14 protein-coding genes and 1 pseudogene are annotated in these 12,467 nt (G+C 57.1%); 5 read left to right on the top strand and 10 right to left on the bottom strand.

All coding sequences use genetic code 11. From position 1 onward, the window contains the following. Positions 1 to 763: 763 nt before the first annotated feature. Positions 764 to 994, bottom strand: a complete 231-nt coding sequence (locus IVB48_RS15720) for a hypothetical protein (protein ID WP_247400700.1) — start codon at positions 992 to 994, stop codon at positions 764 to 766. Positions 995 to 3,506: 2,512 nt separating this feature from the next. Between IVB48_RS15720 and IVB48_RS15715 the strand changes: the two genes are divergently transcribed. Together IVB48_RS15715 and IVB48_RS15710 are read left to right on the top strand one after the other, a co-directional pair. Further along, the gene (locus IVB48_RS15715; protein ID WP_247400698.1) at positions 3,507 to 3,728 is read left to right on the top strand and encodes a hypothetical protein; all 222 of its coding nucleotides are present in this window, start codon (positions 3,507 to 3,509) and stop codon (positions 3,726 to 3,728) included. A 19-nt stretch (positions 3,729 to 3,747) separates the two neighbouring features. Beyond that, a complete protein-coding gene (locus tag IVB48_RS15710) occupies positions 3,748 to 4,161 on the top strand; it encodes a hypothetical protein (RefSeq protein WP_247400696.1) in 414 nt (137 codons plus the stop codon). Here IVB48_RS15710 and IVB48_RS15705 read toward each other — a convergent pair. The 4 genes and pseudogenes from IVB48_RS15705 to IVB48_RS15695 all read right to left on the bottom strand — a co-directional run bounded on the left by IVB48_RS15705 (position 4,158) and on the right by IVB48_RS15695 (position 5,302). Further along, positions 4,158 to 4,319, bottom strand: a complete 162-nt coding sequence (locus IVB48_RS15705; protein ID WP_247400694.1) for a hypothetical protein — start codon at positions 4,317 to 4,319, stop codon at positions 4,158 to 4,160. The two genes, IVB48_RS15710 and IVB48_RS15705, sit on opposite strands and share 4 nt — an antisense overlap. A 177-nt stretch (positions 4,320 to 4,496) precedes the next feature. Next, positions 4,497 to 4,580 (bottom strand): hypothetical protein, encoded by an 84-nt coding sequence (locus tag IVB48_RS41370; protein WP_346658992.1) that lies wholly within the window; start codon positions 4,578 to 4,580, stop codon positions 4,497 to 4,499. A gap of 218 nt (positions 4,581 to 4,798) precedes the next feature. Beyond that, positions 4,799 to 4,930, bottom strand: a pseudogene (locus IVB48_RS41365) (ATP-dependent DNA ligase); the annotation flags it as partial. Between the two features lie 75 nt (positions 4,931 to 5,005). Beyond that, positions 5,006 to 5,302: a hypothetical protein gene (locus tag IVB48_RS15695; RefSeq protein ID WP_247400690.1), complete on the bottom strand. Its 297-nt coding sequence runs from the start codon at positions 5,300 to 5,302 to the stop codon at positions 5,006 to 5,008. A gap of 1,285 nt (positions 5,303 to 6,587) precedes the next feature. Between IVB48_RS15695 and IVB48_RS15690 the strand changes: the two genes are divergently transcribed. Beyond that, on the top strand, positions 6,588 to 6,893 hold the full coding sequence (locus tag IVB48_RS15690; RefSeq protein ID WP_247400689.1) for a hypothetical protein: 306 nt from the start codon (positions 6,588 to 6,590) through the stop codon (positions 6,891 to 6,893). A 28-nt stretch (positions 6,894 to 6,921) separates the two neighbouring features. Here the strand turns inward: IVB48_RS15690 and IVB48_RS15685 are convergent, their stop codons facing one another. Beyond that, the gene (locus tag IVB48_RS15685; RefSeq protein ID WP_247400687.1) at positions 6,922 to 7,146 is read right to left on the bottom strand and encodes a hypothetical protein; all 225 of its coding nucleotides are present in this window, start codon (positions 7,144 to 7,146) and stop codon (positions 6,922 to 6,924) included. A 44-nt stretch (positions 7,147 to 7,190) separates the two neighbouring features. Next, positions 7,191 to 7,403 (bottom strand): hypothetical protein, encoded by a 213-nt coding sequence (locus tag IVB48_RS15680; protein ID WP_247400683.1) that lies wholly within the window; start codon positions 7,401 to 7,403, stop codon positions 7,191 to 7,193. Positions 7,404 to 7,740: 337 nt separating this feature from the next. Here IVB48_RS15680 and IVB48_RS15675 point away from each other — a divergent pair, with 337 nt between their 5' ends. Together IVB48_RS15675 and IVB48_RS15670 are read left to right on the top strand one after the other, a co-directional pair. Further along, positions 7,741 to 8,046: a hypothetical protein gene (locus tag IVB48_RS15675; RefSeq protein WP_247400680.1), complete on the top strand. Its 306-nt coding sequence runs from the start codon at positions 7,741 to 7,743 to the stop codon at positions 8,044 to 8,046. Between the two features lie 768 nt (positions 8,047 to 8,814). Continuing rightward, positions 8,815 to 9,003, top strand: coding sequence for a hypothetical protein (locus tag IVB48_RS15670; RefSeq protein WP_247400679.1), 189 nt, complete (start codon positions 8,815 to 8,817; stop codon positions 9,001 to 9,003). An 812-nt stretch (positions 9,004 to 9,815) separates the two neighbouring features. On the opposite strand, the gene IVB48_RS15665 is transcribed toward IVB48_RS15670, so the two are convergent. From IVB48_RS15665 to IVB48_RS15655, 3 genes are all read right to left on the bottom strand, one after another. Then, the gene (locus tag IVB48_RS15665; RefSeq protein ID WP_247400677.1) at positions 9,816 to 10,316 is read right to left on the bottom strand and encodes a hypothetical protein; all 501 of its coding nucleotides are present in this window, start codon (positions 10,314 to 10,316) and stop codon (positions 9,816 to 9,818) included. A 110-nt stretch (positions 10,317 to 10,426) separates the two neighbouring features. Then, positions 10,427 to 10,654: a hypothetical protein gene (locus IVB48_RS15660; RefSeq protein ID WP_247400675.1), complete on the bottom strand. Its 228-nt coding sequence runs from the start codon at positions 10,652 to 10,654 to the stop codon at positions 10,427 to 10,429. A gap of 254 nt (positions 10,655 to 10,908) precedes the next feature. Beyond that, positions 10,909 to 11,412, bottom strand: coding sequence for a hypothetical protein (locus tag IVB48_RS15655; protein WP_247400674.1), 504 nt, complete (start codon positions 11,410 to 11,412; stop codon positions 10,909 to 10,911). Between the last annotated feature and the right edge of the window lie 1,055 nt (positions 11,413 to 12,467).

The raw sequence follows: 12,467 nt of genomic DNA, 5'->3' as shown, positions 1-12,467 counted from the left end.
ACCCTGAAGGTGGAACGTACAGGCACTACAGCGATTATCTCGAGATGAGCGGCCGGTTGATTTACGAGAGCAGTAATGGGGGCAGCTGGTTTTTGGCGCGTCATCCGTCTTCACAAACGCCTATGATCAGGCATCAGCCCAATCCCAGCTCAGGCGGTCTAGTTTCATACATTGAGATTATGTTGAGCGCAATGCGCTCCTGAAATTACGGAATGGACAGGAGCTAGCGCTCGGAAAATTAAGCCCGACGGGGCACAGCAGTATTCTGAAGATGATCGCGAAAGGGTGGATTGTACGAGGGAACGCGAGCGCCTGCTATCGGATCACGCCCGCTGGCGAAGCAGCTTTGCGCGCTCAAATTCCTTGACCCGCTATGATCGACCGAGCGCGCGAGGAAACCCAGCAATGACGCCTCTACTACATGGCCCACCCGAATTTGAAATTCGATCGGCTTGGCCGGCGTTAGTTTGAGGGTACCGAAGACCCTCTCGATGTCGGTAAGGCGCAGGAGCGCTTCGCTGCATCGCATTGGCGCCGCCATCTATCTGTGCGCCCTATCTTCCCGGCCGTGAAATCCTAATCGTACGGCGGCACAGAGCAATGGCGGCCTGCTTGAACATGATGTTATGCAACTAAGGCGGCCTTACTCTTGTTGGCCACCGTAGTCTCTAGCCATTTCAATTGATTTTCCAGCGCGGCGCCCCTTCTGGGCGGCGAGCTGCCGCGAGCGACGATCGAGGATTCTCGCGCGGATAACGAACGGTCAACCGTCTTCACGAGCCGGCAACCATTCCTGCAGGCGTTCGATCATCTCCAGGTGATACACGGCGAAGACTAGCTTGTCGTTTTCACCGTTGTCGACATCATTCATCAGATTCGCCGTGATCCGCGCCATCAGTACGCAATCGTGGAGCGGCCCCTCCATTTTCAAATAAGCCTCCGAGTGCCGTTTCTTGCGAACGTTCTGGACCTCGAGCTTAGTGATATTCGCCATGGCTCAACCCTCCGTAGATTGGCTTGTCAAAGCCGCAGCGATCGCCGCACCCAGTCTCGCTCCTGCACCTCGTCAACTCGCGCAGTTGGCTGTCAGCGCGTGAGACGCTGATGGTCAATCACTGATTGGTCGGGCACCCCTTTGTTGATGGGCAGCGAGTGCAGCAGGGCTGCAGCTCGGTACAGGGCCAGCAGGGAAATCTTCCAAATGCTCTTGGCGGCTCCGTATCGAAATCAAATCTCACGGCAGCTTGGTCGCTCTCCTCGAAGAGTGAGGCGCCACGCACCTCCCCAAACTTAGGGAGAAGACGCGGGTTGAAATCGAGAGGCGCGCCGCCGCTCGCGAGTTCACGGGCGCGCGGCCCCACTGCACCTCCAACCGTTTCCAGACCGACTAGATCAACTGTTTCAGACCATTGCTGCAGTAGGCGATCAGGAATGCATTCCGCAGACCCGAACAACCTCAAAAGTGATTCTTCGCCTTTGGCTTTATGGTCGTGATGAGCTTTCGCCGCGTAGAATGCGAATAATCCACGAAAAGCAACTGGAAACGGCTGGTTTTGCCATTGCAATGTCTCGGCAGAATTGAGTGCTCAACGAAGAGGCCACCAAAAGGCGGCCTCAGAAGTTCGATAAGTTGACCCAAAACAACTAGTACTGAAATCCTGCCGCAGCGTTGCCGTTGCTTCAGGACCCGGGTGTAAATAGATGAAAGATGAACGGGCCAGCCCGGTTACAGGAGCATGCCAAGACGGTTCGGTTCTGCCAACAAGAATCTAACCAATGCCGGGAAATTCTCGCAATCCCAAACTTAAGTTAGGATAATTGACGTATCACCCGGCCTTCTGCGAGCGAGGGATAACTAAGATCTATCAGATTTACGTGCTCGACGAGCTTGGCAATGCATTGAGTTTGGATCTGGTCGACTGCGCGACGGAGGTCGAAGCAAAGAGAAAGGGCAGCTGCGGCGGCGGACGAGCACCCCGTAGAATTTTGGTGCGGTGATCGACGGCTTGCCCGCTTGGAGCCGCAGCTGGACTCAGGCTTGTGCTTATACCGCGATCAGCCCGCACGGGGAGCAAACCGTTCAGGCTTTGAGACCGATCATCGGCGGAGACATTGTCCCTGATAGAGGCGCTACGTTGGCGTGCAATGCGGCGCATCGCCAATTCCGCTTGTGGCCGATCCGCGAAGTGGCCGCGCACTCCGCTGGCGTCCGCTCATTGGGGCAAGGCGGACCAGAGTTGCTCGGGTTGAGTTCTTCGCATTTTGACCCAAAGCTGAAGTAAGGCGGCCCTTTGACCCGACGCGGGTCATATGTGGTTGCCAATGTCCTAATTAAGACCGGGCGTTTCCAGCGGATGAGAAAAGGGCACGTTTGGTGCAACGCGAGTACCGTCTCCTTCATGATCGATGCTGGACAAGTTCGCCGACAATACATCTTCGCTCTGGCTGGGCCGCTGATCGGGTGGGTCGTTCTTTGTGTCATGCTCGGAAAGCCAGGCTTGCTAGTGATCGGCACCTTGGTCGGTTGGCCGTTCATCTATCTGTTTGGACTTCCCCTTGCGGTCCTCATCTATTGCGTTGATCGCGAGATGATAAATAGATCATTGCCTCTCTGGTCGAGGAGCATCGCCTGTCTGCTCTTGGGTGGCGTGCTCTCGATAGCTCTGTTTTACTTCGTTCCTCTCCCGCTCGGTCTCAATAACCCGGGAGCTTTACTCGGAAGTTTGCCCGGAGCCATTGCCGGAGTTGCCTGTGTCGCTTGGGGAGGCAAGTGAAACTGCGAGGTGGACGAAGTCCGGTTCTGGCCCGTCTGCGACCTCGCAGACCATTCACTTTTCGGCCACTGTTGGCGGTAAACCGGACATCAGTCGGCAGCGCTAGTAAGTATGCCCTAGCGTGCAAAAGGACAGGGCCGCGCTCCTATCGCTTGCTAAGCGGGCCTGATATCTTGTTCGCGCCTAAACTTTTGATCGATATTTTTCGAAGACGCTGCAAATTGATCGTGCCCCGGTGGGGAGTTTTATTCATGCAAAGCGATTCATGGTGCGCCGAGCGTAACGCGGCGAGTGCGGCTGAGGTGGAAGAGTTCGCCGCCGAGCCCCTAGCGACCGGCGGACCCGTAGCTGCAAACGATAACAATGAGGACGGACCCTGGCTGCTCCTTCCATTTCCTGACGATTGGTACGCGACGTGTTGAAACATGGTCCAAGATCGGGGCCTAACAAAGCTCGCCAAGTTGGCCACCTTCGCCTTTCCGCCGCCGGCCTTGCCGGGAGGGCTGACCTGCGGCGCCTCCGGATGCACTGCTTCATAGCCGGCTTTCGCTTCGCGATCAGCTTCGCCCGTTGCGCCGCCGCCAGGTTGGGGCGGATCGGGTTTTCGTCCAGCCCAGCGAGCCAGGCGGCGGCTGACCAAGGCACAATGAAATTTGCCGAGAGGCAGGAACACTATTCATCCGCACGAGGTTTGTTCTTCATCAGAGGCTAGGCATCGCGGAGTTGTCTTCCATGGCTACCCAGATCGTAATGGACAGCACAGGCGACAGCAGACATTTCTTTGAGCAAGACGACCCCAAGCAGCTCGCCGAGGCTGAGCGGCGCTTCAAGAAGTTTACCGGCCAGGGCTATACTGCTGCCACTCGGACGGCGGCCGGCGATCTCAAACTGGTACGGTCATTTGATCCAACCGCGGAGGAAACGCTGTTCTATCCGCACTTGGTCGGCGGTTAGAACGGTCGCAGCACGGAAGATGTTTTTGTTCAGACGCAACGGCGTTGCCCGGGGCGCGAGCTTGCGTGCCCTGCGTGCCCTCTATCGGAGCTTCAACGAGCAAAATGGCCCGGACGCTTGCGCTCGTCGGCTTTTGCGAGAATGGTTATCTTCAGAGCAACGGGCGCAGTTTGATGCCAACGGGTTTTTCGAAGTCACTGGCTCTCTCACCGGCCGGAGATACCGAATTCATCAAGGCACCATGAGTAATGTTTTGGAGCTGAATGAAGCACTAGAGCCTAAGACGGGTTGGTGCTTCCTTCCCGAACGAGCCCTGGCAGTTGGTGATGTGATGCTCGCCCAGAAGATCGCGCTCGAAACCGACGAAGCCGCAGTTCTCGCGATTGCAAAGCCGTTTTCTCCGAGACTGCCGTTTGTGCAGGGCGCTCACTAGAGCTGATCATGGGCGGGACCGCCGCTTGTGACGGCGGCGGCCCCTTGCCGCGAAGGCGTCAGTACGCAAGACGAGGACGACTTAGCGACTGCATCGAGCATCCGCGCCGCCGGCAGCAGGCGCAAGTCGTCACTCAGTTCTGCCAGCGCCTTGCGCATCTTCCCTCTCCATGGCCTCGATTAGCTTTTCATCATCGAGAACATCCAGCAGATCGTTGACTGTTCTGTTGCAGTCGCGAGGCCCCGGCTCCACGTAGCGAGCGAGAGTGGCCTAGGCCTGTTTGACGGCTTCCGATCCGGCATGCCGGTACTCCAATCACTGGGGCTGAAACGCAGCTAAGAACGCCCCGTTCCTTTGCTCAGCCCTTTAAACGAGCTGGCGCGCAGCAGGCCTTCGGAGGTGATGTCCCGGTATTCGATGTCGGCGTAGAACTGTGGCTCGACCCATGTGGCCTTCGGTTTCCTGACAGGCTTGGTGAGCTTCTACTTCGGGCTGACGACGGTATCGAGCGCCTTGCGGATCTCGGCCGACTTCGTCCGGCTCCAGCCCGTGCCGACTTTTCCCATGAAGCGCAGCTCTTTCCCCTCCTGTCCGATCGGTATGGCGCATCCACCCGCTTGGAGACGATGCCCTCGTAGATCAGCTTGCTGGCCGCCTCAAACAGAGCCTGCCCGTCACCCTCGTGATGCTCGCTGTAGAAGATCGGTGCCTCCAGCCCGTTCTCATCTATCAACTGCTTGAGAAGCTCCTTGCGGGCGAGCTGAGCCAATCTGCGGAGGTCCTTGCCGTCCAGCCAGAGGAGATCAAAGGCGAAGTCGCCGTGTAGTAGGTCGTGGTCGCGTAACTACCACCCCGAGCGATAGGGCTCATCGTAGCCGTAGTCGTAGACATAGGGGCCGCCGTAATAGCCTGCGCCGTAGTAACCTGAGCCACCGTAGTAGCCGTAGCCAGGTCCCCATCCATAAGCCGACGAGGCGAGCCCGCCGATTACGGCGCCGGCCAGCAGACCGCCGGCGATGCCCGGTCCCCAGCCGCCTCGCCAGTGGGCTTCGGCAGGAGAGGTGGTGGCCACCGAGGACAGACCAAGAGCGCCGACCATCAGCGCCGACATGGCGATCTTCTTCATCGAGATTCCTTTCACATTGCTCGCGCCCTACCGATAACGGGAAAAAGCGGCAATAGTTGCAGCTGCCCGGGCGGCGCGGGCCATGGAATCCTCGCCGCCGGAGACGGCGCGCGATGCGCCAGTACGGAGCCCGCCGCCGTGACTGCGAAGCCCGCCCCGCTTGCATTCAAAAGGTCCGGCCGAAGCCAACGCCTGCAGCTCGGTCGGGCCGCGCGCGAAAGAGCCGAGCAAAGGCGTCCTTCTCGAGCGGATAAGCCAGCGGGAAAAACCGGAAACTTTCCGGAGTGCCTTGAGTTGGTCACATCTAGCTTCTGCGGCCGTTCTGCTTAACTCAGGCGAAGTTGATCCGAGACGCAGACGGGGCGCTCTCGCCGAGCATGCGCCACCCGGATTTTGTCGAATAACAACTGCTGCTGACTGACGAAGTTTGCCGACAATCTTTATCAGTCTAGAACCGTCTCCAATCGGATCGTTACAAGCAAGCCGACTGATGCCGCGTCCTTAAATTGTCGTCAGATGAGGCGCCACCTTCCGCCGGTGCGCTCGTCTTCAGGAGCGGATGGCGTCAATCGCGTGAGCTATTAGAACCGCAACGCTTGCCGCGATTATGATCACTAACAACCAACTGATCACGTCCGTCTCCATCAACATTATGGAGTGAACGCGCTCAAACGCGCACAGTCAAAAACAAGTCGCCGAAAAGCTTAATTTCAGCGATGGGCTGAGGACTCGAGGCAACTCTTGCGTCCGCAGTCGGTCCTATCGGCGAGATGCCAGTAGCCGGGTCTCACCGACCCACCATGATGGGTCTCGGTGCAGCTCCCCTCTCGCTTGGCAGCAACAGAGAGCAGAATTGTTCCGGCCTCGGAACAGAATGCCCGTTAGGTTGATTTCGGTTCCGCCGAAATTGTGTTTGCAAAAGAGACAAAGTTGGGGCAGAATTTTTGCTACCGGGGCTGGCTGCATATTTCACTTGGTATTTTTGACCCGGCTTCATTTGACGACGCGTGGGCCGCAGCGATTTAACCTCCCGCTGCGGCCTTCGCCGCACGGCAGGCCAGCGTGAACCGACGAGCGCCCCTCAAGGTACGCCCTGTCGTTGGCGCCTCAGAGTCGGAGGACCGGTGAGAACGGCTCAAGCGTCTCCAGCCGCAGCTTTCCCGTCTGCTCCGCTGATTGAGCTTCGCAGGAGCGGCTCGCCCTGGGCATTAGCCATTGGGACAGTGGCCCCGAATCGATGCCGATTGCACGAAAGGGGCGGAATCCGCATTATGGTTTTGCTGGGCGAAGCGGATCTACCGTGGCTCTGAAGAACCCCGACGCTATTGCGGCAGACGTGACTGCGCTGCGGCTTACTTACGGCGACGAAACGGCACGAGCCATGCTGGTCGGCGGCATGAGCCTGGCCGCGCTGATCGAGGCGATGTTCTCCGCCTCGGTTGAGCGACGCGATGCCGTTCGATACGTCGCGTCTGCCTTGGACGGACTTCGCCATCTCGCCGGAACCCGGCCCCGTCTGGCACCTTCGCTACGTTTACGAAAGTCATGGCTCGTTTCGCGTCGTCGATATGGAGATTGCGACGCCAACAGGCACGCTGTCCAGTAAAGACGTCCGGCTACGTCTGCTCGTCTAGCTACCTTGCCACTTCTGCAATGTGACCAGTGCTGTCGACGATTAGCGAGCGCGCGGTACCTTCTCTGACGGCCTTGTAAGTCTTGATCTTTCCGGCCGGCACCTCCTGGATCTGCGAGTAGCCTGCGGCGCGAAGCTTGGCGATGATCTCCTCCGACGTCAGGCTGAGCGCGGACGAGGATCCCCAGACCAGTACGAGGGCAGCCATTACGAACAATCGCAGCACTTGCCCTCCTTGCGCGCACGCCGTCATCGGGTTGACTCCTTATCCTAGCCGCCGACCGGCCCCGACAACGTCTGCAGTCCCGCCTCTATTGCCGCGATGTCCTGCTCGATTTGCGCAATCGACAACCTGCAGTCAAAGCCCACCCAGGCCTTCAGGTCTCCGGCAAGTCGCCGGCGATGGATCCTCAGCTCTTCAAGCGACTGGCGGTCTTTCACTCTTGCGTAGCCATCCACAATCAACTCAATCGCACTCGACATGACGCTACTCCACAAAAACATTCTGATTTAATCGAATAAAGCTTAGTGCAAGCCGCCCGTTCGGCGCAACTTCTGCGCTGGCTTTGTACAAAAGCCGGCTTACGCTTCAGCCAATGAGGCGGCTGGGGAACAACAAGAGCCAGAGAGCCCCTCGAATGCCCAACCAGGCCGTCGTCAAAACCGGTCAAGATCATTGACGGGTTGGCATTGCACTCAGCGTCCAACGGCAAATTCTTCGAAAACGGTTGAGCACAGGGTTTTAGTTTTTCTAGCTTTTACCGAACGGGGGCGTCAAACTTGCGTCCATTGAGAAGTTAATTTTTTCAGGGACATTGCGATGGGAAAACCTGCCGTTTCCCGTGATGCCTTCCGGGGACTATTCGCTTTCTATGCGGCGAAGGCTCATCACGACCGCAAACCCGAGGCCGAACATTCCCTTTTGCGGATGTTCGGATCTGCGGACGATATACCCGATGCTTTGCTGCAGCAGTGGTCGGACAGAGCCGAGTTGCTCGGCTCCGAAACCGTTGGTCGCTTAATGGATCCACGCGTCCGTCAAATCACGAACGGCAACGCACAATACGACCATGCCAGCGACTTTCTTCACACGCTGCTGAGAGACCTCGGGCAGAAAATGCAGTGATCAAACCGCCATGCCATTGGCGCCACAGTCGTCAGACGCATAGACTTGGCACCTCTTTGCCTGCGCTTTTGATCGACTTGGACTTCATAGGAAACCCATCTGGCCTTCAGCCAAGCTCCATGAGCCGGCGTGCCCCACTGTGCTAGGTATCCATACCGCTGTTATCGGCCTGGATGCAGCCGACTAACGCGCGCTAAACCGCTGGACTGCATCTGCTGCCACCTAGGCTACGATCGCAGCCGTGTGAAATAGTTCACAGATTGGGAAAGAAAAGCTCGCTACCATGGAGAGAGCGGCGGAGATGCTCCGGCCTGCTGTTGCTCGGTCGTCTGCCCATCCGGCTTGATGATGAATTGTTTGTTGTCTCGGTAGCGGAAAAGGCGAGGACGATGATTGACGACGATTTGGTCCGGGCACATCGCAACAATATTCAACGCTATCACCTCTTATTGCAAACCACTCTGACGGACTTCGAACGGCAGTATGTCGAAAGACGTCTGAGCGAGGAGCAATCGAAGCTGGATAGGCTAACGACTCGTGCTCAAGCAAAAGGAGACGGCCAATCGGCTACAGATCACGCAGGGTAGGACACCCGATGGAGCACACGGGTTTGCTGTTAAGGGCTGCGGCGGAAAGGCTGGTGCGAGCAGCTGCGCAGCTTCAGCATTCGGAGCCGACGAGACAACTAGCCGAAGCACAGCAGCACCACCTAAACACTTGCGATCGCCCTTCGGTTGCGGTTGGATCGCCTTTTTAGGATTTGATCTAATGGCAATTCAATTGCTTGTGGCGAAGGTTCTCAGGGACGAGCTATCTTCAAGGGGCATGCAATCATTAAGCGTTGAAGATTCCGAGGCGATTGCTGCTCGCATCTTCGAGCGGATCACTGAGCTCGAGCTGGAACTTGCCGCCCGGGGGTTCAACATCCCCGCGAGCGGCGATGATAGACCAACGTGACCAGCCGAGCGTCATGTCCGTTTACGATCCGCTATTGAGCGAGCTGGTGCGCACAAGGGCGCAAACTATTCGGCTCACGTTCTCGGAGATCGAGGGAATTCTTGGGAGGCCGTTACCGCCGTCAGCTTACAAATTCAGTGCCTGGTGGGGAAATGAGAGTTCGCGCAAAGCTGGGCACACGCAGGCGATGGCGTGGCTGCAGGCAGGCTTCACGGCCAGAGTTTCACTGAAACAGCGGGCAGTGGAATTCCATCGAGCCTAAAGGCTTGTACGTCGCGCCACCTTAGTGTTGCGAGCTTTCCCGCGCGTCCCGGCAGCATCAGTCCACGGAGAATCAATCCGAACGCGGCGGCCTGTTCTACCCTCTCCTCGCGGTCCTCGGCTCTTCGGCCCTTCTCCTCCAAGGCTGCGTCGATGAAAAGGAGGTCCAGAATTGCATTCTTTGAGACAAAATAGCTCCCATTCGAACGCCCCAGTGCTTGGGTTATCGCTCAGGCCGAATAGCGGCCTACTGGGCAGACGACGAAGAGGTTCACCGTACTGCCGATTTCAAGTGCCAAATCGATCAGGGCAGCACTCCGAAATCAATAAGCCAATACACCTAGGTGGCACCGGACAGATCACGCAACACTCTTCAACCATCAAGGTTGTGGTTGCAATGGACGAGACCGCTGTGGCGTCGCCGCATGAGCGTGGCTCGAATTTTAGCTCGGGGAAAGGCGTACGTCCGAGCTCCTCGCCTCTGCGGGGCGGCGCCTGGGGCGCGTCCGCGGTGAATGGCGCTCGCCGAGGTCCTATAGTCGGCACCGTCATCAGTTCAGCTTGAAAAACGTCTGCCCTAGCCGCTCCTTGAGCGTTTCCAGTAACGACAGTCTTGTATCAGGCGCCGCAGCTTGCGCTCCCGCTGCGGGTGCGGGAACAATATTCAGCGGTTTCGCTGCTCGATTGTTAGAGACCTTTTTCCCAGATTCACCTTTTGCAGCATGCTTCCGCTTCAAGACCTCGCTGCCTGATTTCGGAGTGACCGGCTTCGGGCCGACGTCGGGTTCAGAAGAAGCCCTCTGCAGAAGCTCAGCAGATTGTACCGTTATCGATGTAAAAGGACTGACGTCCGAGGGGGCCGGAATAGTTGGTAAGCTGGTATCGATTATGACCCGTTCAGGTGCCCGCTCGGCCGAGCTGATCCTGATAACCGGTCGCTCCAGGTCACTGTAACCCGGGCCCATCGCCTGCTGCGGCAGGCGCCCGCCGATTGCGATCAGCAACAAGACGAGAGCGCTACCGACGAATCCGAAGTATTTCATCAAAGGCACAGGCCGCCTCCGTTGGCGACGACCTTGCGACCCCGCTTGTTAGCAAAAAAAGCTAAAGGTAGATTAAAAGGGAAGAAATGGTTATTACGCATGTTGCGATGCAGAAGTGGCTATCTCGCGGGCGTCCGTGACTTCGATGCGGCATCGTAGATCTCGATCTTCAGCATCGGATACTTGGCTGACAATTCAAGGGCCGCTTTAGTCGCGTCGTCCTGATCAAGAAATTCGGTCTTGAAACGACCATCGACAAGCATCGCATAACCGGTGGCCGGCGCGAGGTCAGCGCGCCGAATTTGGCTTGGTTGCGGACGTTCCAGGTGACGGGTTGTTTTGTTCATTCCTTACTTATCCGGTTGGAGAACGTCCTTGCTGCTGAGGCTCTCGCAATTCGCCGGATTGGACGCTTGCGGTTTCCCAACCGGCGTAAGCACAGAACAAGAGAACAAAAATTCGAAATGCAATCGACATGCCGCCCGCCTTTTCTTGTTTGGTGACGACGGTACAAGCAAAGCCTTACATGCAGCTTAGGAGAAAGGGTTTGCGCAAGGTATACGCCAGAGCGAAGAGGGACGTCGGCTTGCCGAAGCCACATTCACATTTCTGTCGGTGATCGCTCCGATTCAGCATTCATAAATGAATTCGCCCAGATGTACTGCGGCCTGCCCAGCTGCTCCATTTCCTTGTCAGCAGTGTAGGCTGAAGCCGCTCGTCGATAGGCGATTGCAACGGTTGCGTATGCATCCGTGATCAGTACAGTTGAATGGTCGCGCGCATCCTTTGCCTTCCGATCGCGTACTTGGACGACTTTCGTCGCCGCCTGAGCGGTTAATTCAGCGAGCTTCTCATTACTTAAGTTCGGATCATCAATACCAGGCTGACATGCAGAAGCCGCGCCGGCGATTGCCTGATAATGTTGGCGCTTTTGCCACTCGTCGGCCGTCAGGTAACTCTGCAGCAGGCGGCGAGTCCTCACTTCAAGCTGCTTTCGATCCCCTCGGATCTTTTGATGATCTGAGCTAAGCCAGCGGAACATCGTCTGCCTATTCACTTTGACGCCTAACGCAAAGACGAAGGGCCTATAAAGTTCCACCAGCACTCTTGAGCTCGTTCGCCCGGCGCCCCTTGGGAAATGTCGAAGTCGATCGCGACCTCAGGTGTAGCCAATGAGGAACGAAGTCTACGATGAATCACGTGAGAGAAAGAGGGAGTTGAGCGTAGGTCGAAAGTAATTTGCCTCCATGTTGCTTTGTCCGCCCTGCGAAGGATGCGCGCCGTCAGGGTATAAAGCTTGGTTTGCGGCAGCGAAGTCAGGGCCCCAGGTCGGATCGGCAGCCCAATCGACAACAAAGTCGCACTTTCCTTCACCTGGAAAACGCCGCAGAGCTGCGTCGGCGGCGGCCCGATTAACATTGAAGATAGTCTCCTTACGGGCATTGTGCGTGCTGATTCCGAGCTGCACGATTTTGCGTGAGGACTTAATTGCTTCCTGAAAGTTGGCTAAATAACCGACAAATGCCGCCAGCCACGCTGAAGCGTCAGTCGAACGAAGATCGTTTTGTCCCGCCTGAACGAAAGGATGCTCGTGACATCTTTGAAGGCGGCGATCAATGACGATTGTCGGCCGAGCATTTCTGCAAGAAGAGCACCATCCGTCGCAAAGCATTGCTGACCAGTCTCATGGGTAGCGTTTTGTAGGTAGAGATTGTGATACGATATCGTCCAGCCCCGCCGTTGGGTGTTTGTTCCTTTCAGCATAGGAGGCCACAATGAGATTTCCCAGATTTTCTCTTGGTAGCGGCGCTCGTTTTGACTAGCACTTCGGCGCCGGCGCAAGCGGGCGGAGGTAGTTCAGGTAGAGCTTCTGGAGGAGGAAGAGCTCAGGCAGCACCCTGGCCGGCTCGATGTGGAACAGTGGCGCGAACCGTACGGGTGGTTCGCCGGGACCTAACACGATTAGAGCGCCGGGAATGCTCGGCTCACCAGCCCTTTAAGCCCGCAGTTGAAAGCCGAAGTTTTCCGCTACACGCTTCACTGATGAAATGTATCTATCCAACGCACTCGCAATTTGAACCGCGCCAGCGCCTTCGCGCGAGAGCTCGAGCAGGAGTTGCACCTCTGCATCGGTCCACTTTCTAGGTTTGTCGTTTCTCT

Source organism: Bradyrhizobium sp. 76, from assembly GCF_023073025.1.
In the GTDB taxonomy this organism is placed as follows: domain Bacteria; phylum Pseudomonadota; class Alphaproteobacteria; order Rhizobiales; family Xanthobacteraceae; genus Bradyrhizobium.
This window is presented reverse-complemented; position numbering and strand designations above follow the sequence as displayed.

Excerpts from the sequence above, each read along its gene's own strand:
- IVB48_RS15720 (WP_247400700.1), bottom strand. The coding sequence starts at position 994 with ATGGCGAATATCACTAAGCTCGAGGTCCAGAACGTTCGCAAGAAACGG.
- IVB48_RS15715 (WP_247400698.1), top strand. The coding sequence starts at position 3,507 with ATGGCTACCCAGATCGTAATGGACAGCACAGGCGACAGCAGACATTTC.
- IVB48_RS15710 (WP_247400696.1), top strand. The coding sequence starts at position 3,748 with ATGTTTTTGTTCAGACGCAACGGCGTTGCCCGGGGCGCGAGCTTGCGT.
- IVB48_RS15705 (WP_247400694.1), bottom strand. The coding sequence starts at position 4,319 with ATGCGCAAGGCGCTGGCAGAACTGAGTGACGACTTGCGCCTGCTGCCG.
- IVB48_RS15680 (WP_247400683.1), bottom strand. The coding sequence starts at position 7,403 with ATGTCGAGTGCGATTGAGTTGATTGTGGATGGCTACGCAAGAGTGAAA.
- IVB48_RS15675 (WP_247400680.1), top strand. The coding sequence starts at position 7,741 with ATGGGAAAACCTGCCGTTTCCCGTGATGCCTTCCGGGGACTATTCGCT.
- IVB48_RS15670 (WP_247400679.1), top strand. The coding sequence starts at position 8,815 with ATGGCAATTCAATTGCTTGTGGCGAAGGTTCTCAGGGACGAGCTATCT.
- IVB48_RS15660 (WP_247400675.1), bottom strand. The coding sequence starts at position 10,654 with ATGAACAAAACAACCCGTCACCTGGAACGTCCGCAACCAAGCCAAATT.